Origin of the sequence: Microbacterium jejuense (assembly GCF_039544225.1) — a bacterium.
GTDB lineage: Bacteria > Actinomycetota > Actinomycetes > Actinomycetales > Microbacteriaceae > Microbacterium > Microbacterium jejuense.
In genome coordinates this window covers 273,116-292,345 of record NZ_BAABLG010000001.1, presented here as the reverse complement: position 1 = coordinate 292,345, position 19,230 = coordinate 273,116, and the positions used below count along the sequence as shown (strand labels likewise).

The window sequence follows — 19,230 nt, the reverse complement described above, 5'->3', positions numbered from 1 at the left end:
CGGGCGCCGCATCATGGGTGATGGCCCGGGACCGCAGTCCCGGGCCGAGCCTCACTCGGGGCTAGTCGTTGTTCTTGAGCTCGCTGCCGTGGGCGGTCAGCGCGTAGATCACGAGGATGTCGACGGCGATGATGGCCAGCGCCCAGAAGGGCTGCACCGGGATGAGCATGAGCTGCCCGATCGCGCTCAGCGAGGCGAGGATGATCGCGACCACCCGCGCCCAGGTCTGGCCCGCCAGCAGCGCGATGCCCGTCAGGATCAGCAGGACGCCGATGATGAGGTTCCACCACCCCCACCCCTGCACGTCGAACAGGAACAGGGAGCCGTTGGCGACGGCGAAGTAGGCGTCTGGACCGACGAGGGCGACGAGTCCCTGCAGCCCGGTGAAGATGCCGCTGATGAGCAGGATGACCGCGGCGAAGACGCCCCAGCCCGCCCACCCGGTGCGGCCGCTTGCTGTACTCATTGCGTTCTCCTGTTCTCTCGGCCCGACGCGTCAGCCGGCGAGGGTCTTGGACTTCATGGCGTCGAACTCGGCCTGGGTGATCGCGCCCGAGTCCAGGAGGCCCTTGGCCTTGGCGATCTCGTCGGCCGCCGACGAGGACGAGGTCCCGGCGGTCGAGCGGATGTAGGCGTCCTGCTGCGCGCGCAGCTCCTGCGCCTGAGCGATCGAACGCTTCTGCATGCCGTTGCCGCGGGCGATCAGGTAGACGAGCGCGGTGAGGAAGGGCACGAAGATCAGGAAGATGATCCACACCGCCTTCAGCCAGCCGTTGAGCTTGTCGTCCCGGAACAGGTCGCCGATGATCGAGAACAGCACCATCAGGTAGGCGACGAAGACGAACAGCCAGAAGAACCAGGCGACCCAGCTCCAGAGATCCATATCTCACTCCATCAGTCGAGCCGAGCCCCACGCCCGGCGTCACGGCACACGCTACGGTCGCGTGCTCGGGCGTCACGTCACCCCGCGAGGGTGAGAATCCTCGTCGTCGATCGGGTTCACCGAGATGACGGTGACGTGCAGCCCGTCGAACATCGCAAGCAGCCCGATCAGCCGCGCCTGGTCGGGCACCGGCCCGACCACGTGTGTGCGTCCCTGCTCGTCGGTCGTGACCGCGAAGCCCTCCAGCGCCGTCGCGACGAGGTCGGCGCTCAGCGGTCCGCCCACCACGATCTCGACCGTCTGATCGTGCATCGTGACCCCCCTTCAGGCGACGGTGCCCGTGGCATCCGGGCTCGCGGCGACAACTCTCGTGCATGCATCTCGCCGCCACGTCACCCCTGTGGGATGATTTGGCCACCGCAAGTCCCGGGGGAAGGGATTCCAGTGGTCGAACCTCGCAGGATGCCGCCGCACGCCGTGGACCGCCCTTCGCTGCGGCGTCAGCTCGACGCGGCCCTCGTCTCGCCGCTGGCGCTCGTGGTCGCACCCGCGGGCGCCGGCAAGACGGTGCTCATCACGCAGTGGGCGCTGTGCCGGCCCGACCTCGCGATCGCGTGGTTCGACCTGTCGGCCGCCGACCGCGCGGTCGGCGCGTTCGCGCGCCGGCTGTGTGCGGGCATCGCCGCCGTCGCGCCTCGGTTCTCTCCGCCCGAGCTCCCGGCCGTGACGGCCAGGGCGCGCCTGGGCGAGCCCTTCCTGGTGGACCTCGCGGAACGGCTGGCGGACGCCGGCGACCTCGTGCTGGTGTTCGACGACCTCGACCATCTGGCCAAGACGGCGGTACTGACGGACCTGTGGCGGCTCGTCGATCTGCTCCCCCGCAACGTGCACGCGATCTTCTCGTCGCGTGTCGATCTGAACCTCGGCTGGAGCAGGCATCGGCTCGAGCACGATCTGGTCGAGATCCGCCAGCGCGAGCTCGCGTTCGACGACGAGACCACCCGCAAGGTGCTGTCGGCCATCGCCGGGCGCCGGATCGCAGCCGCCACTGCCGCCGCGGTGGCGGCGCAGACCGAAGGGTGGGCGGCGGGGGTGCAGCTGACGGCCCTTCGGCTCCGCTTCTCGGACGACCCCGACCAGCTGGTCGACGAACTCACCGACCCCGACCAGCTCGTCATGAACTACCTCAGCGTCGAGGTGCTCGACGGGCTGAGGCCGGAGCGCCGCGACGCGCTCATGCGGCTGGCCGTGCTCGACGAGGTGTCGGCGGGACTCGGCGAAGCGGTCGCCGACATCGCGGGCGGTGACGAGTTCCTCACACGGCTCGAGCGCGACTCGCTGTTCCTCGTGCGCGTGCCGGGCCGCCCCGGCTGGTTCCGTTTCCACCGGCTGTTCCGCGATCTGCTCATCTACCGCCTCCGCGCGACCGACGCCGCCGTCGAAGAGACGGTGTTCGAGGCCGCTGCCGACTGGTTCCTCGCGGCCGGCGACACCGAGACCGCGATCGAGTATCTGCTGCGCGGCCACCGCTGGAACCGCGCCATGGACCTGATCATGCGCCTCGGCCCCGATCCCTATGAAGAGGTGCGCTCGGCGAGGATCGCGCACTGGCTCCTGCTCGTGCCCGTCGAAGTCCGGGCGACGCGGCCCGACGCGGAGCTGCTGCTCGCGATCGCGAACACGATGAGCGGGCATGCCGGCCCCGCCGTCGACACCCTGCAGCGGCTGGTGGCCGACCGCCGCCTCACGATCGGCCGCCGTCAGATCGCGCTGACCTATCTCGCCGCCGAGGTGCAGTTCACGGCGCACCCCGAGCTCTTCGCCGACATCGCGGACGAGTCGCTCGCACTGCTGGAGGCGCACCCCGACGCACAGCCGCCGGACCTGATGGGGCTGACCTCGCCACCGCTGCTGCAGCTCATCAGCGGGGTGTCGGCAGGCCGCGCGCGGCTCATGCTCGGACGCGTCGACGAAGCGCGCGCGATGCTCACCGCGGCGCTCTCGTCCGCCGCGCTGGCGTTCCCGCGGCACCGCGTGCACGCGCTCGGGACGCTCGCGATCGCCGAGGCGCTGTCGGGTCTGCTCGCCGACGCGTCCGAGCACGCGAACGAGGCGCTCGACCTCGCCGGAGATGTCGGCGCGCACGGGCACCCCGCTCCTGCCGACGCGCACCTCGCACGCGCACTGGTCTGTGTCCAGCGCGGCGAAGCCGGAGCGGGCGCGGCCTCGCTGGCCGTGGCGGTCGGGGCCGCGGCATCCAACAACCGCACCCAGCTGCTCTGGCTCGCCCACGCCGTCTCGCGACTCATCCACCCGCACGACCTGCCCGAGAGCGTCGAATCGCTCGGCCCGCCCCCGCCGCTCGTGCGCAACGCGCTGACCGCGTTCGCGTTGCGCGACTCGCGCATGAAGGGGCTGCCGGCCTCTCCTCCCGCGGCGACGCCGGAGTGGTCGGCGGTCGCATTCGAAGAGGTCGCGGGCCTCGTGGCGGCGGGGCTGACGGAAAGCGCGCGCGAGCGGCTCGTGGCGCTGCGGGCGGCCGGCGTGCAGCCGAACCCGATCGCCGGCATCGAGGTCGACGCGCTCACCGCCTGGCTGTGCGTCGCGGAGGGACACCGGGTCGCCGCCCGGGAGCACCTCGAAGCCGCGCTGGCGTGTGCTCGCGACGACAGGGTGGTCCGGCCGTTCCTGCGGGTCGGACCCGCGCTGCTCGATCTGCTCGACGAGGTGCCGACCGGGCGCGCCGAGTTCGGGAGGGCGATCGCCGAGCGGCTGCGCAGCCAGGGATCGCCGCGCACCGAACGGCTGGTCGACGAGCTGACGCCGCGCGAGCTGGAGCTGATCGGCTACCTGCCGACCCGGTACACCATCGCCGACATCGCCGAGCGATGCTTCCTGTCGACGAACACGATCAAGACGCATCTCGCGCACATCTACCGCAAGCTCGGGGTCGCCTCGCGCGACGCCGCGATCGAGCGGGCGACCGAGCTCGGACTGTTCGACGTCCGCGAAGGCAGCCACGTCATCTGACACGGGTGATGCGGCGGGCCGCAGGTGAGAGCGAGGATGAGGTCGTGAACACCATGTCAGATGCCGGCTGGGTCGGGCCGGTGAGCACCCAGGAGCACGTCGCACGCGGGCTCGCGGCCCGCAAGCGGACGCCGCGCCGATCGCTCTCGGCCCTGACGACGACCGGGCGCGACCCGCTGTCGATCCTGGCCGCCCAGAACCGGACACGCGTGCCGGAGCTCGTCCCGCTGCGCACCGAGCGCATGTCGGCGAACCCGTTCGCGTTCTACCGGGCCACAGCCGCACTGCAGGCGGCGGATCTCGCCCGCGACCCGCACAGCGGCATCCTCGTCGCGTCGTGCGGCGATGCGCATGTCGCCAACTTCGGCTTCTACGCCTCTCCGCAGCGCACCCTCGTGTTCGACCTCAACGACTTCGACGAGGCCGCGTGGGCGCCCTGGGAGTGGGATCTCAAGCGCCTGATCGCCAGCGTCGTCATCGCGGGTCAAGCCACTTCGCGCGACGACGAGGTGGTGGATGCCGCGGTCCGCGCCGCCGTCTACGCCTATGCGCGCGCGATCCACTCGTTGGTCGGGGCGTCGCCTCTCGAGCGGTTCTACCGGCATTCCGACCTGGATGCGGCGCTCGCGGTCATGGACCCGCAGTCCCGGCGCGCGATGCGAGTCGCGATCCGCGAGGCGAAGAAGCGCACCGGCGACAAGGCGGCGCGCAAGCTGACGCAGCTGGACGAAGACGGGCGGCGCCGTTTCGTCGACGAGCCCCCGACCATGACCCACGTCGAATCCGAATTCGCGAACCGTCTGCAGGGTTACATCGAGACGTACCTCGCCAGCGCGGACATCAGTGTCCGCGTGCTGCTGCACGACTATGTCTTCGCCGACATCGCACGGCGCGTCGTCGGGGTCGGAAGCGTCGGCACACGCTGCTGGATCGCCGTCTTCCAGGACGGCGACGGACGCCCCCTGCTGCTGCAGATCAAAGAAGCGGGCCGCAGCGTGCTCGCGGAGTACGGCGGCATCGAGCAGCCGGTCAAGGCGGACCAGTACATCGCCGAACAGGGCCAGGGGGCCCGCGTGGTCGCACTGCAGAAGACCCTGCAGGCGTTCTCGGACCCGTTCCTCGGTCACGCCCGGGGGCCCGAGGGCCGCGACTTCTACGTGCGCCAGTTCCGCGACATGAAGGGCGGCGTCGCGGCCGAGACGCTCGAGGACGTGCCGTTCGGCACGTACGCACAGGCCTGTGCGGTCACACTGGCTCGCGCGCACGCGCAGTCCGAGACGGTGACGCAGCTGGCGGGCTACATCGGCAACGGGCGCGTCGCGGCAGAGGCGATCCTGCAGTGGGCCCGGGCCTATGCGGACCTGTCGCGCGCGGACTACGAGGCCTTCGTCGCCGCGAACTGAGGCTTCCCGGCGCCGCGTGGCCGCGCCCCGCTAGAGTCGCCAGCATGAGCGACTCCCTGCCCTCGTGGCGCGACACCGCCACTCGCACCGCCATCCTCGACTTCGTCGCCGCCGTGACCGACGAGGGCGGACCGGACTTCGTCGCCCCCGAGGCGCGCGTGGCGGTGTTCGACAACGACGGCACGCTGTGGACCGAGAAGCCGCTCGTGACCCAGCTGCACTACCTGCTGGAGCAGTGGAAGGCGGCCGCAGCCGCCGACCCGTCGCTCGCCGAGAGGCAGCCGTACCAGGCGGCCGCGAGCGGCGAGCTGTCGTGGCTCGCGGCGGCGGTCGACAAGCATTACGCCGGCGACGACTCCGATCTGGGCATCCTGATCGGAGCCGTGGCGGGCACGTCCGGGGGAATGACGGTCGACGAGTACGCGGCATCCGTCGCCGAGTTCTATCGCGACGCCCGCCACCTGACGCTCGGCACCCCGTACTCGCAGGCCATCTACCAGCCGATGGTCGAGCTCATCCGGCACCTCGAGGCGAACGGCTTCACGACGTACATCGTGTCGGGCGGCGAGCGCGACTTCATGCGTCCGATGACCGAGGCGAACTACGGCATCCCTGCCGAGCGCGTGGTCGGCACCGGCCTGGGGCTCACCTACGACGCCGAGACGAACTCGGTGCGGTACGCGCCCAAGCTCGCGTTCTTCGACGACGGACCTGAGAAGCCGGTGCGCATCTGGATGCGCACCGGGCGGCGCCCGATCCTCGCCGCCGGCAACTCCAACGGCGACCTGCCGATGCTGCGGTTCGCTCAGGGGAGCCCGCGCAGCCTCGCACTGCTGGTGCACCACGACGACGACAGCGGCCGCGGCGACGCCCCCTACGACAAGGGCGCCGAGCAGGCGCTCACTGCCGACGGCGTGACGGTCATCAGCGTCCGCGACGACTGGTCGCAGGTCTTCCCGACGGGGTGAGGGCCTGCGCGGCGAGGCCGCTCAGGCCTCGCCGACGAGCCGGAAGCCGATGTGCGACATGCCGGTGTCCTCGGCCTGCGGCGAGCGCGCCGCGGGCCGGAAGCGCAGGCAGTAGTCCGGCGAGCACAGGTGTGAGCCGCCCTTGAGCACGCGGCGCGGGATCGACGGGAAGCCGTCCTGCGCGCTCGCGGCCGCCAGCAGGTTTGCGCGCTTGCCGGCGTCGACGGGCTTGTCCGACAGCCGCAGGTGGCGCGGGGTGTAGAAGTCTGTGGTCCACTCCCACACGTTGCCGGTCATGTCGTACAGCCCGTAGCCGTTCGGAGCGTACGAGCCGACGGGCGCGGCATCCCCCACCCCCTGGTTGTCGTACGGAAAGCGGCCGAGCCACGAGTTCGCCTGCGCGACACCGCCCGGGTAGGGCTCGTCGCCCCACGCGAACCGCTTGCCGTCCAGCCCGCCGCGGGCGGCGTACTCGTGCTCGACCTCGGTGGGCAGGCGCAGCCCCGCCCAGTCGGCGTAGGCCTGGGCGTCTTCGAACGCGATGTGGACGACGGGATGCCGCAGCCTCCCGTCGATGGACGACTCGGGCCCGAACGGCCGGCGCCAGAACGCGCCCGGCTGCCAGCGCCACCAGTTGCGCCAGTCGCGCAGATCGACCGGTCCGCGCGTCGGCGTGAACACCATGGCGCCGGGAACGAGATCAGCAGGGTCGGCGCCTTCGAAGTTCGCCGGGTCGAGCTCGCGCTCGGCGACCGTGACGTACCCGGTGTCGTCGACGAACGCGGCGTACTGCTCGTTGGTGACGGCGTAGCGGTCGATGCGGAACGGCGCGACCTCGCGCTCGTGCACGGGCTGCTCGTCGGGGTAGAACTCGTCCGAGCCCATCGTGAACGTGCCACCCTCAAGCAGCACCTGGTCGTGGTTCGCAGACGTCACCCGACCACCGTAGCCGGGCTAGAAGCTGCCGATGCCCTTGCCGATCAGCGAGACGCCGATCACCAGCAGCAGCACGGCCATGATGATCGCGTTCTCTTTGCCGAGCCACACCCGCAGCGCGTCGAGCGGCCCCCGCAGCTTGTCGGCCGCGATCAGGTACCCGACCACGGGGACCAGGACCGTGGATGCGGCAAGCAGCGTGAAGATGGCGATCACGAGGACGATCTCACCGGTGTCCAGGCCGGCAGAGCCGATGTCGACGCCGGCGCCGGCTGCCATGAGCAGGTTCTTCGGGTTGATCGCCGAGAGCAGGAAGCCCAGGCCGAAGGCGACGGGGAAGGTGACCTTGTCGATCGCCTGCATCCATTTGGGCATGACCGGCTCCTCCCCGGCCTTCGGCCGCTTGCGCCACTGCGACACCGCGAGGAGGAGCAGCAGCACCCCGAGGATCAGCTGGATGACGCCCTGGATCGGCTTGGAGGCATCCGGATCGTCATCAGGGAGCACCGACGAGAGCAGCGTGAACACCGTGACCGCGACGATGATGCCGATCACCCAGCCGAGCAGGAACCCGACGCTGGTGACCCGCGCCTTCGGCGAGAGCAGCATGAGGATCGCCGCGATGACCGGGATGGGGCTGATCGCCACACCGAGCGCGAGGGGAAGGATCTCTCCGATGACGGCGCCCATGGGCGTGGCCTCCTGGTCGTGATCGATTCGACTGTCGGACTCACCGTAGCGGTACGCCCGCCCGATACGTCGGTGGATCCAGGGCCCGCGTCGCTCCTTCCGCTCATCGCGGTCAGTGGATAGCGTCGATCTCGTGCCGTGCCGTCGCGCGGCATCGAGGACGAAGTTGGAGAGAGACATGGCCGCAGAGTTCAAGGGGACCATCAAGCTCGACGTGCGCGACTCGGTCGCGGACTGGGCCCCGTACGAACGACCGAAGGCACCCGAGGGAGCCCCGAACGTGCTGGTGATCCTGTACGACGACACCGGCATGGCGTCGTGGTCGCCGTACGGCGGCCGCATCAACATGCCGACGCTCGATCGTCTCGCCAAGAACGGCCTCACCTACACGCAGTGGCACACCACCGCGCTGTGCTCACCGACGCGGTCGACCTTCCTCACCGGCCGCAACCACCACGTCAACGGCATGGGCAACATCATGGAGGGCACGAACGGGTTCCCCGGTCTGTCGGGCCACATCCCCGAGTCGTGCGCCACCATCGGCCAGGTGCTGCAGAAGAACGGCTACTCGACGTTCTGGATCGGCAAGAACCACAACGTCCCCGAGGAGGACGTCTCCACCGGCGGCAGCAAGGAGCAGTGGCCGCTCGCCATGGGCTTCGACCGCTTCTACGGCTTCCTCGGCGGCGAGACCAACAACTGGTACCCCGACCTCGCCGAGGACAACCACTTCATCGAGCCGCCGTACTCGCCCGAAGAGGGGTACCACCTCTCCAAGGACCTCGCCGACCAGACGATCCGCCTGATCCGCGACCAGAACGCATCGAACCCGTCCAAGCCCTGGTACACGTGGTTCTGCCCCGGCGCCAACCACGCCCCGCACCACGCGCCCAAGGAGTACATCGACAAGTACAAGGGCGCGTTCGACGACGGCTACGACGCGTACCGGGAGTGGGTGCTCGCCCGCATGGTCGAGCGCGGCATCGTCCCCGCCGACACCGCACTCACGCCGATCAACCCGATGCCGGAGGACCAGGCCAACGCCGCGGACTACGTCAAGCCGTGGGACACGCTGTCGGACGATGAGAAGCGCCTGTTCAGCCGCATGGCCGAGGTGTTCGCAGGTTTCAGCGAGTACACCGACGTGCAGATCGGCCGCATCATCGATTACCTCGAGGACTCCGGGCAGCTCGACAACACGCTCATCTTCTACTGCGCCGACAACGGCGCGTCGGGCGAAGGGTCGCCCGACGGCTCGGTCAACGAGAACAAGTTCTTCAACGGGTTCCCCGACGACCTGAAGGAGAACCTCGACAAGATCGGCGTGCTGGGCGGCCCCGAGACGTACAACCACTACCCGACCGGGTGGGCGACGGCGTTCTCGACCCCGTTCCAGATGTTCAAGCGGTACTCGCAGTTCTCCGGCGGCACGTGCGACCCGATGGTGATCCACTGGCCGGCCGGGATCAAGGCCAAGGGCGAGATCCGCCATCAGTACCACCACTCCACCGACATCGTCGCGACGGTGCTCGATGTGATCGGCGTCGAGATGCCCTCGGTGTTCCGCGGTGTCGAGCAGCGTCCGCTGGACGGCGTTTCGATGAAGTACTCGTTCGACGCGGAGCCCGACGGCCCCACCGAGAAGGAGGTGCAGTACTACGCGATGCTCGGCACTCGCGGCATCTGGAAGGACGGCTGGAAGGCCGCAGCCATCCACGCGCCGCTCACCGGTCACGGCCGGTTCGACGAGGACCGCTGGGAGCTGTACCACGTCGAGGTCGACCGCTCGGAGTCGAAGGACCTCGCCGCCGAGCACCCCGAGAAGCTCAAGGAGCTCGTCGACGCGTGGTTCGTCGAGGCCGACAAGAACTTCGTGCTGCCGCTCGACGACCGCTCCGCCCGCGACCAGCTCACGATCGAGCGACCGCAGTCCGAGCCGCCGCGCACACGGTACATCTACTACCCCGACACCACGGCGGTCGCCGAGTCCGTCGCGGTGAACGTGCGCGGCCGGTCGTACAAGATCATCGCCGACGTGATCCTCGAAGAGGGCGCCGAGGGGGTGCTGTTCGCGCACGGCTCGCGCTTCGGCGGTCACGCGCTGTTCATCAAGGACAACAAGCTGAACTACGTGTACAACTTCCTCGGCATCCCGCCGGAGCAGACGTTCACGTCCGGTGCCCTGACGCCGGGCAAGCACGCGCTCGGTGTGGAGTTCGTCCGCGAGAGCGCGGGCGAGCACGGCGAGTCGATCGGCACCGCGAAGCTCTACGTCGACGACCAGGTCGTCGCCGAGGGCCCCATGCGCGCGCAGATCGGCAAGTTCACGCTCGCCGGCGACGGACTGTGCGTCGGCTTCGACAGCGGCGATTCGGTCAGCGGCCAGTACACCGGCAGCTTCCCCTTCTCGGGCGGCAAGCTGCTGGGTGTGGGCGTCGACGTCAGCGAGGAGCAGTACCTCGACCTCGAGCTCGAAGCACTGGCGGCGCTGGCGCGCGAGTAGTCCCGCAGCACCGACACGATCGGCGCCGGGCCCGCACGGGTCCGGCGCCGATCGGCGTTGCGGGGGCGGCATCCCATGCCACACTGTCGCCATGACGACCGAGGCGCGCGAGTCGCTGCGTGAGGACTGGATCGCGCTCGAGCCGGTGAAGGCGCAGTTCGCGCGCGGCGAGCGCCTGCGCGAACGACTGCCGCGGCGCATGCTCGCCGAGCTGCCGTCGGGCGATCGCGACCCGATGGGGATCCTGGACGAGCAGGATGCCACCCGCGTGCCCGAGCTCGTCCCGCTGCGCTCCGCGCGCATGGCCGAGAGCGCCTTCGCGTTCTACCGCGGCACCGCCGCCCTCATGGCGGCCGACCTCGCGCGGTCAGCGGGCACCGACCTGCTGCTCGGCTCGTGCGGCGACGCCCACGTCTCGAACTTCGGGCTGTACGCCTCGCCGCAGCGCACGCTGGTGTTCGACCTGAACGATTTCGACGAGGCCGCCTGGGCGCCCTGGGAGTGGGACGTCAAGCGGCTCATCACGAGCATCGTGATCGCCGGGCAGTCCACCTCGCGCGACGAGGCGGTGGTCCGGGATGCCGCGCTCGCCGCCGTGCGGACGTACGCGCGCTCGCTGCGCGCCGCGGTGACGCGCAGTCCGCTCGACCGCTACTACGACCATTTCGACGCGCGCGCCGCCGAGGCCGCTGTGGACGGGCACACCGCCCGGGCGCTGCGCGCGGCCATCAAGGACGCCACCAAGCGGACGGGGGCGCGCGCCGCCCGGCGGCTCACCGAACGCCGCGCCGACGGTCGCGTCGGCTTCGTCGAGACGCCGCCGACCATGACCCACGTGCGCCCCGAGCTCGTGCGGCGCGTGGAGGAGGTGTTCGACGACTACCTGCGCACGGCGAACACCGACATCCGCGTGCTGCTGTCGCACTACGCCGTCGTCGACGTCGTACGGCGGGTCGTGGGCGTCGGCAGCGTCGGCACGCGCTGCTACCTCATCGCGATGCAGGACGCCGACGGCCACACGCTGCTGCTGCAGGCGAAGGAGGCGGGGCGCAGCGTGCTCGCCCAGCACGGCGGGGTCCGCCAGCCGCGCGCCGTGCAGCGGTACATCGACGCGTTCGCCGACGGCGCGCGGGTCGTCGCGATGCAGCGCGTGCTGCAGGCGGTGTCGGACCCGTTCCTCGGGCACGTCACGGACGACCAGGCGCCCGGCGTGGACTTCCGCTCGTACTACGTGCGGCAGTTCCACGACATGAAGGGCGGCTTCGAGATGGACGCGCTGGAGGACCCGGCCTTCCGCTGGTACGCCGAGGCGTGCGCGGCGACGCTCGCCCGCGCACACGGGCAGTCGCCGATCGCGTCCACGGTGTCGGGCTATCTCGGCAGCGGGCGGGCGGCGGGTGAGGCGATCCTCGAGTGGGCGTACGCCTACGCCGACCTGTCGCGGGCGGACTGGATGCGCTTCCGCGCGCACCGCGGGGTGTAGCGGCGGGCGTGTAGCGGGCGGATGCCGGGCGCCCGGCATCCACGATCATTCCGGCGGATGCGCTGCAAGCCACTCGCTCGCGACCCGCTTCGGCACCCCGAGCAGCCAGGCGTCGGTCACCACCTCACGCAGCAGGTCGGGGCCGACCTCGTCGAGCCGGACGAGCACCGCGGGGTACCCGTCGAAGTGCGGGATCGTGAAGAACGCGTCGGGGTACGTCTCGATCAGCGCGAGCTTGCCCTGCTCGCCGTCGGTGCGCACGCCCACGACCTCGCCCGCCGGCCAGTCGCGGCCGAGGGCGTCGAGCTGCTGCAGATCCCGTCCGCTCGGCCCCCGCTGCCACACGAACACCCCGGTCGCGGTGCGCCAGGTGACGCCGCCGCGGTTGCCGTCGACGCGCTCCACGACCCCCGGAAACCCGAGCGCCAGCGCGCGCACCTCGTCGAGCGTCGTCATGCCCCCATCATGCGCCTCTCGGTGCGCCCGGTCACGTGACTGCCGACACCGGTTGTGGTGTACTGAGACCCACGACAGCCGCCCGACTGCGTCGCACTGCCCGGGGGGAAACCGCGCGGTGCATGAGGAGCATCTTCTGTGAGCACTACGTATCGTCCCCGCCTGCGCCGATTCCTCGCCGCAGCCCTCTCGACCGCTCTGGCCGTCACGGGCGCCGTCGCCGTCACGACGCTGCCGGCACAGCCGGCCGCGGCCGCGTACCCCGATTCGGTGAACCCGTTCGCCATCGCGGGCGGCTTCACGGTGTACGCCCGTGAGGACGCGCTCCTGCAGAACCAGGAGACCGAGGGCAGCATCGCCGTCGGCTCGACGGCGACGGTCCAGGGCAGCAGCGGGACGTACTCGATCATCCACGTCTCGGCAGGCACCGGCGACTACGACCTGCCGACCGTCGACGGGGATCCGACCCGCTTCCTCGTCGGCAGCTACAGCACCGGCAGCACCGGCATCCTGGCGATCACGAGTGCGGGGACGACGGACCCCGCGCTGTTCGGCGACCTCAAGATGGTGCAGCGCAACGGGCCGTGGCAGCCTTTCGCCCGCGCGGACTGGATCCGTCTCAACCAGAACCCGTCGAACCCGGATCAGACGCCGCTCATCGACGCCACGCATCAGCAGTATCCGGCCAGCGCCACGCCGCCCTCCGGTTCGACCGGAGGCGGCAGCATCTACACCGCGAACACGTCGAGCACCGCCGTCGCCGACTACGTCGAGGCGAACCGCGACGCGACGTGGGAGCAGGCGACGGCGTGCTTCGCCGACATCGCCGACCCCACCACAGGGATGGGGTACCCGGTCACGGTCGCCGAGCACGCCGGCGACCGCGTCGTGGTCGGGCCGCTCAGCGCCGACCAGCCCAACATCCTGGACTACACCGACCTGGCAGGCGCCACGCTGATCCAGTTCTCGACCGGCAGCCCGACGCCGGGCCTCGCAAATCCGCTCGTGATCCGCGTCCCCGCCGGCACGACGACGGTGACCGGCGCGCGCATCGATCCGCAGGGTCAGTACTCGCCGTACGTGGTGTGGGACCTCTCGCAGCTGTCGGGTGACGTGGACGTCACCGCCGGTCAGACGCGCATGGACGGCTCGATCTACGCGCCCGACGCGTCGGTCACGGTGACCGCGGCACCCTTGGACGGACAGGTGATCGGCCAGGACGTCACGATCAAGGGCGGCGAGGTGCACTCGTACCTCTTCTCGAGCAACATCCCGTGCGACGACGCAGGCACCGGCACCTTCACCATCCGCAAGGAGCTCTCGGGCATCGACGAATCGGACCTGCCCGCGGGCACGACCTTCACGGTCAACTACCGGGCTGTCGAACCCGATGACACGGTGACCATCGGTTCGCTCGAAGTCCCCGCGGACGGCACCCCCGTCGACGCCGGCGAGCAGTTCCCGTCCGGCACCGTGATCACGTTCGAAGAGATCGAACCCGAGAGCGTTCCCGGATGGGAGTGGGGCGATGCGACCATCACGCCGAACCCGCTCACCGTCGGCGCCGGCACCGCCGACGTCGTCGTCTCGAACACGGCGACACAGCTCACGGGAACCTTCAGCGTCATGAAGACGATCGACGACCTGTCAGGCGGCGAGCCCGGCCCGCCATCGGCCGAGACCGTCCCCGTGAACTGGACCGCGTTCTACGGCGGCGAGCAGGTCGGCCGGGGCACGCTCGACGTGCCCTTCGACGGGACCGTCGTCCCCGTCGGCCAGCAGTTCCCGGCCGGCACGAGGATCGTGCTGACCGAGGATCTGGACGGCATCGACCCGCCCGCCGGCTACGACTGGGGCAGTGCCGGCTGGAACCCCGGTCGGACGTTCATCGTCGGCCCGGACGAGACCGTCGCGGTCGAACTCACCAACACTGTGATCCCTGACGAGGCCGCCCGCACGATCACGATCGTGAAATCGGCCGTGGGGGATGCCGCCGACCCCGCCTACGGGTACGCCGTGAGCTACAACACCGACCCGCCGGGCACGCGCACGACGATGGACCTGCCCGTCGGCGAGCCGCAGCTCATCGACGACGTCGAGACCGACGCCGACACCCTGGAGCTCGCCGAGCGGCTGCCGACCCTCGACGGCGCCCCGGTCGACCCGGCGGCGTGGGAGCTTCCGGTGATCGACGTCACCGTGGACGGCACCACGACGACCTACTCGCCGACCGCGTTCGACGAGGGCCAGTCCGACCTGACGGACGCGATCGTCGACATCCCGCTCCCCGCAACGGGCAACATCTCGATCGAGGTGATCAACGAGCTGCGCGAGGGCACGTTCACCCTTTCCAAGGCGTTCGAGGGCGTGCCCGCCGATCAGGTTCCGTCCGGCCTCGAATACACCGTCATGTGGGTGGCGACCCTGCCCTCGGGCGACGTGCGCACCGGCACGCTGCGTCTTCCGGGCGACGGCACCGCAGTCGGCCCGGTGGATGATGCCGGCGAGGCGATGCAGTTCCCCTACGGCACCGTGGTGACGTACACCGAGGCTGTGCCGCCCGCTGTTCGCCACTTGGTGTGGGGGCGTGCGCAGTTCGATCTGTCTCAGCTCGTCATCGGGGAGGACGACCAGGCGGTCGTGCACTCGACGCTGACGAACCACGTGTCACCGGTGCAGGGCACATTCCTGGTGCAGAAGGACCTGTCAGGGATCGACCCCGATGAGCTGCTCGTCGATTCCTTCACCGTCGACTACGTCGCGCACGCCCCTGGCGATGTCGGCCCCACGCCCATCGTCGGACGGTTCGTCGTCCCGTCCGACGGCACGCCCGCCGGCCCGGTCGACGAGAACGGCAACCCGATCGACTTCCCGATCGGTACGACGGTGTGGCTTGTCGAAGAGGCGCCGGACGCTGCCGCGCTCCCGCCCGGCTATGCGTGGGCCGGCACCACCTGGAATCCCGGCAGCTCGGTGGTCATCGGCGCGGACGAGACCCCGGTGCTCGAAGTGACCAACTCCGTCGTCGCGCTGACGCGGTGGGCCGTCACCAAGGTCGTCGAGGGCGGCGGGGCCGGCTCCGTGCCGGCGGGTACGACCTTCCCCGCGAACTGGTGGCTCGACGGCGAGCCGCAGACCCCGGTCGAGCTGGAGCCGAACGTCGCGATCCTCTCGCCGTACTTCCCGGTCGGCACCGTGATCGAGGCGGAGGAGGGCGACCTGCCCGACGTTCCCGGGGTGGACTGGGGCACGCCGACCTGGTCGGTCGACGGGCAGACACTGACCCCCGACGCAGACGGGCGCGTCACTCTGCCGATCGCGCAGACAACGTCGCCGCAGACCGCCGAGCTGACTCTCACCAACACGGCGACGACGCAGCCGACGCCGACGCCGGCCCCGACGCCCGGTCCGCTGCCGGCGACGGGTGGCGGTGCCGTGTCGCCGCTCGTGCCGCTCGGCGCGCTCACGGCGATCGCGCTCGGTGCGTTCCTGACGATCCGGCGGACTCGAGGCGCCCGACCCGGTCGTTGAACGAAGCGCGCCCTGGCGCGCGAAGACGAGACGCCTGGACCTTGCGGAAGGTCCAGGCGTCTCGTCTCGCTCGTTGCTCGCTCGCTCGACGACCGAGGGTTCTTCACACCGCCGCGACGGCGGCGGCACGCAGCTCCGCCACGTCGATGCGGCTCATGCCCTGCAGCGCCGCACCGGCCGCGCCCGCACGACGCGGGTCGGGGTCGGTGAGCAGCTCGACGAGGGCGCGCGGCACGACCTGCCATGACAGCCCGAAGCGGTCGGTCAGCCAGCCGCAACGGCCCTCGGCGCCGCCGCCCGAGGTGAGTTCGTTCCAGTAGCGGTCGACCTCGGCCTGGTCGGCGCAGTCGATCACGAACGACACCGCTTCGGTGAAGGTGAACTGGGGGCCGCCGTTGAGGCCGAGGAACGGCTGCCCGTCGAGTTCGAACGACACCGTGAGCACGGGCCCGCCGTCGCCCAGGCGGCTCACGTCGGTGATGCGCGAGTGCGGGAAGACCGTGGCGTAGTACTCGGCCGCGTCGAGGGCCTGACCGTCGAACCAGAGGTTGGGGGTGATGCGAGGCATGTCGGTTCCTTCCGTGGGGGCCGCCCGGACGGCGGCGTCATCAGGGAGTCGGAGCCGATCCGCCCTTCTCGACATCTGCGACGGAGATCTCCCGAGAATCTTCGGGAACCACGCCGGCGAGCCGGGCAGCCGCGTCGGTCAGGTAGCGCCGTTCCGCCTCGTTCGCCGTCCGCGCGGCCGCGGCGCGGAACTCGGCCGCGGCCTGCTCACGGTGGCCGGCGAGCTCGTGCAGGTGCGCCCGCACGGCGTGCACCCGGTGGTGGTCGCCCAGGGCGGCGGCTGCGGCATCCACTCTCTCCAGACCGGCGGGGATGCCGTCGGTCATCGCGACGGCCACGGCGGCGTTGAGACTCACGACAGGGCTGTCGGTCAGGCGCCCGAGCGCGCCGTACAGGCCGGCGATGCGCGGCCAGTCGGTCTCGGCGTACGAGCGCGCCTGGTCGTGGACCGCGGCGATCGCTGCCTGCAGCTGGTACTCCCCCACCTCGCCGCGGCGCATCGCGTCGGTGAGCAGCACGACGCCCTCGGCCACCAGCGCCCGGTTCCACCGGCTGCGGTCCTGGGCCGGGAGCGGCACCAGCCGGCCGGCCGTGTCGACGCGCGATGGGCGGCGCGCCTCGGTGAGCAGCATCAGGGCGAGCAGTCCGCCCACCTCGGGGTCGGCGGACAGAGCGGCGTGCAGCATCCGGGTCAGCCGGATCGCCTCGGCCGCGAGGTCGGGACGGGCGAGGTCGTCGCCCTCGCTCGCGAGGTAGCCCTCGTTGAACATGAGGTACAGCACGTGCAGCGCCGAGCGCGTGCGCTCATGGCGGGCGTCGGCCGATGGCGGCTCGAAGCGTCCGCCCGCCGCCCGCAGCGTCGCCTTGGCCCGGCTGATGCGCTGCGCCATCGTCGCCTCGGGCACGAGAAACGCGGCGGCGATCTCGCGCGTGGTGAGCCCGCCGACCGCCCGCAGGGTGAGCGGGATCGCGGCGCCGGGCGTGAGTGCCGGATGACAGCACAGCAGCACGAGGGTGAGCGAGTCGTCGGTGTCGCCGGCCCCGGGCTCGTCGGCCGCGGGCGCGTCGCGGGCGTCCCACGCCTCGCGCTCACGGCGACGCCGCGCGTCGGCCGACCGGTAGGCGTCGACGAGTCGTCGCGAGGCCACGGTGACCAGCCACGCGCGCGGGTCGTCCGGGATGCCCGAGCGCCACTGCTCGGAGGCCGCGAGGAGCGCCTCCTGGACGGCATCCTCCGCCCCGTCGAAGTCCCGGTACCGGCCGGCGACGATCGCCAGGGCCCGAGGGCCGTGCTCGCGCAGCAGCCCCTCGATCCGCCGGCGGCCGAGCTCGGGCGTCACAGGTCGTCGGTCGCCGGCGCGCCCATCACCTGACGAACCTCGATCGGCGCCTGCACCGGCGCACCGCCCGGACCGGGGGCCGCCGACACGAGGGCCGCGATCTCGAGCGCGCGGTCCCACGACTCGACGTCGACCAGCCGGTAGCCGGCGAGCAGCTCCTTCGTCTCGGCGAACGGCCCCTCGGTCACCACCGACGTCCGTCCGTCGCTCGTCACGATGCGCGCAGCATCGGGCCCTGCGAGCCCCACGGCGTCGATCAGCTCTCCGAGCTCGGCCAGGCGCGCGTTCAGCTCCTGCTGGAACGCGATGTGCGCGTGGACGTCGGATGCCGTCCACTCCGCCATCGGCGGGGCGTCCGACGCCGTGGGGCCATAGGTCTGCAGCAGCATGAAGCGCATGCCGTCATCCTGGCAGGGCGGGTGATCTCACGGAACCCGCGGCCGCGGCTCGGGTCAGCGCACCCGCTGCAGCGGCTCGGCCGAGAACGTGAACGCCCGGCCCTGACGGAACGGCTCGACGAGCTCGAAGTTCTCGAACGCGATGCCGCCGGGGATGGGTTTCTCGCTCATCCAGTACGTGTACCGGCCGTTGACCTGCGCGACGAGAGCCGGGTCGGGGTCGTCGGCGCGCCACGTCTGCGCGGCGGGGCGACCGACGTACGCCCAGTGCGCCGCGGTGCCGGGGGCGTGCGCGGCGAGGTGCGGTTCGGCCTCGTCGGGAAGGGCCGACACCGACACCCCTGCCCCGTCGTGCACCAGCCGGTCCACGTCGAACCGGGCGTGCTCGGCGAAGTGGATGCCGGTGTACTCCGGCCACAGCTCGGCGGCGTGCGCGTCGCCGCCGGCCAGGCGCAGCGTGCGCAGCCGTGCCCAGTTGCCCATCGTCGCGGTGAGCACGCAGGCCGCCAATTCGGCCGATGTGGTGCGCCGGTACGCGGCGACCGAGATCTCGTGCGGCCGATCGGCGCGGAACACGGCACGCACCCACACGTCGGCGCCGTTGGCGAACAGCTCGACCACGACGTCGACGGTGAGCCTCTCGACGCCGTCCACGATCGCGACCGTGCCGCGCACGGGATCCCTCGGATCGCGCGGTGCGGGATCGCCGGGGTCGTCCGTCGACCACATCCGCAGCCCGGGCATGTCGTCGACGCGGCTGCGTTCGAGCTCGGAGTAGCCGCGCTCGGTGGCACCCGCCGGGATCGGCTCGACCGCGACGAAGTTGAGCAGGCGATCGGGCGGGTGATCGAGGTACGGCGTGTACAGCCGCAGCAGGCCGCGAGGCCCCGACAGCGGATGCAGCCCGAGCTGCAGTCCGCCGGGGTGGCCCCACCGCGGCTCGCGGGCGCCGCCGACGGACGCCGGCCGCAGCCAGCGCCCGTCCGTCACGGCCTCGGCCCACTCCCCGCCCACGCTGTCGTGCGGCATCCCTGCGCCCTCG

Annotated in this window: 16 protein-coding genes; 6 read left to right on the top strand and 10 right to left on the bottom strand. The window is 71.0% G+C overall.

Annotation, left to right across the window (positions count from 1 at the left end):
• Positions 1-61: 61 nt before the first annotated feature.
• The 3 genes from ABEA46_RS01320 to ABEA46_RS01310 all read right to left on the bottom strand — a co-directional run bounded on the left by ABEA46_RS01320 (position 62) and on the right by ABEA46_RS01310 (position 1,195).
• Positions 62-466 carry a DUF7144 family membrane protein gene (locus ABEA46_RS01320; protein ID WP_345542513.1) on the bottom strand — a complete coding sequence of 135 codons (405 nt, stop codon included), beginning with the start codon at positions 464-466 and terminating at the stop codon, positions 62-64.
• Positions 467-496: 30 nt separating this feature from the next.
• A complete protein-coding gene (locus ABEA46_RS01315; RefSeq protein ID WP_345542512.1) occupies positions 497-883 on the bottom strand; it encodes an SHOCT domain-containing protein in 387 nt (128 codons plus the stop codon).
• Positions 884-955: 72 nt separating this feature from the next.
• Positions 956-1,195 (bottom strand): hypothetical protein, encoded by a 240-nt coding sequence (locus tag ABEA46_RS01310; RefSeq protein WP_345542511.1) that lies wholly within the window; start codon positions 1,193-1,195, stop codon positions 956-958.
• Between the two features lie 150 nt (positions 1,196-1,345).
• Between ABEA46_RS01310 and ABEA46_RS01305 the strand changes: the two genes are divergently transcribed.
• From ABEA46_RS01305 to ABEA46_RS01295, 3 genes are read left to right on the top strand one after another with little or no spacing between them, the layout of a single operon-like run.
• Positions 1,346-3,913: a winged helix-turn-helix domain-containing protein gene (locus ABEA46_RS01305; RefSeq protein WP_345542509.1), complete on the top strand. Its 2,568-nt coding sequence runs from the start codon at positions 1,346-1,348 to the stop codon at positions 3,911-3,913.
• Positions 3,914-3,966: 53 nt separating this feature from the next.
• On the top strand, positions 3,967-5,316 hold the full coding sequence (locus ABEA46_RS01300; protein WP_345542742.1) for a DUF2252 domain-containing protein: 1,350 nt from the start codon (positions 3,967-3,969) through the stop codon (positions 5,314-5,316).
• Positions 5,317-5,360: 44 nt separating this feature from the next.
• Positions 5,361-6,284, top strand: coding sequence for an HAD family hydrolase (locus tag ABEA46_RS01295; RefSeq protein WP_345542508.1), 924 nt, complete (start codon positions 5,361-5,363; stop codon positions 6,282-6,284).
• A gap of 21 nt (positions 6,285-6,305) precedes the next feature.
• Here the strand turns inward: ABEA46_RS01295 and ABEA46_RS01290 are convergent, their stop codons facing one another.
• Together ABEA46_RS01290 and ABEA46_RS01285 are read right to left on the bottom strand one after the other, a co-directional pair.
• Positions 6,306-7,220: a formylglycine-generating enzyme family protein gene (locus ABEA46_RS01290; RefSeq protein ID WP_345542507.1), complete on the bottom strand. Its 915-nt coding sequence runs from the start codon at positions 7,218-7,220 to the stop codon at positions 6,306-6,308.
• A gap of 18 nt (positions 7,221-7,238) precedes the next feature.
• Positions 7,239-7,910: a GAP family protein gene (locus ABEA46_RS01285; RefSeq protein ID WP_345542506.1), complete on the bottom strand. Its 672-nt coding sequence runs from the start codon at positions 7,908-7,910 to the stop codon at positions 7,239-7,241.
• Positions 7,911-8,088: 178 nt separating this feature from the next.
• Between ABEA46_RS01285 and ABEA46_RS01280 the strand changes: the two genes are divergently transcribed.
• Together ABEA46_RS01280 and ABEA46_RS01275 are read left to right on the top strand one after the other, a co-directional pair.
• Positions 8,089-10,413: an arylsulfatase gene (locus ABEA46_RS01280; RefSeq protein ID WP_345542505.1), complete on the top strand. Its 2,325-nt coding sequence runs from the start codon at positions 8,089-8,091 to the stop codon at positions 10,411-10,413.
• 91 nt (positions 10,414-10,504) lie between these two features.
• A complete protein-coding gene (locus ABEA46_RS01275) occupies positions 10,505-11,896 on the top strand; it encodes a DUF2252 domain-containing protein (RefSeq protein WP_345542504.1) in 1,392 nt (463 codons plus the stop codon).
• 45 nt (positions 11,897-11,941) lie between these two features.
• Here the strand turns inward: ABEA46_RS01275 and ABEA46_RS01270 are convergent, their stop codons facing one another.
• On the bottom strand, positions 11,942-12,352 hold the full coding sequence (locus tag ABEA46_RS01270; RefSeq protein ID WP_345542503.1) for an MmcQ/YjbR family DNA-binding protein: 411 nt from the start codon (positions 12,350-12,352) through the stop codon (positions 11,942-11,944).
• 138 nt (positions 12,353-12,490) lie between these two features.
• On the opposite strand from ABEA46_RS01270, the gene ABEA46_RS01265 reads away from it, so the two are divergent.
• Positions 12,491-15,883: a DUF5979 domain-containing protein gene (locus ABEA46_RS01265; RefSeq protein WP_345542502.1), complete on the top strand. Its 3,393-nt coding sequence runs from the start codon at positions 12,491-12,493 to the stop codon at positions 15,881-15,883.
• A 103-nt stretch (positions 15,884-15,986) separates the two neighbouring features.
• Here the strand turns inward: ABEA46_RS01265 and ABEA46_RS01260 are convergent, their stop codons facing one another.
• The 4 genes from ABEA46_RS01260 to ABEA46_RS01245 are packed head-to-tail and all read right to left on the bottom strand — an operon-like array spanning position 15,987 to position 19,217.
• The gene (locus ABEA46_RS01260; protein ID WP_345542501.1) at positions 15,987-16,451 is read right to left on the bottom strand and encodes a VOC family protein; all 465 of its coding nucleotides are present in this window, start codon (positions 16,449-16,451) and stop codon (positions 15,987-15,989) included.
• A 40-nt stretch (positions 16,452-16,491) separates the two neighbouring features.
• Positions 16,492-17,790 carry an RNA polymerase sigma factor gene (locus ABEA46_RS01255; RefSeq protein WP_345542500.1) on the bottom strand — a complete coding sequence of 433 codons (1,299 nt, stop codon included), beginning with the start codon at positions 17,788-17,790 and terminating at the stop codon, positions 16,492-16,494.
• Complete coding sequence (locus ABEA46_RS01250; protein ID WP_345542499.1) at positions 17,787-18,188, bottom strand: YciI family protein; 402 nt, start codon at positions 18,186-18,188, stop codon at positions 17,787-17,789. Before ABEA46_RS01250 ends, ABEA46_RS01255 begins: the two co-directional genes overlap by 4 nt.
• Positions 18,189-18,242: 54 nt before the next feature.
• On the bottom strand, positions 18,243-19,217 hold the full coding sequence (locus tag ABEA46_RS01245; protein ID WP_345542498.1) for a hypothetical protein: 975 nt from the start codon (positions 19,215-19,217) through the stop codon (positions 18,243-18,245).
• Positions 19,218-19,230 lie beyond the last annotated feature (13 nt).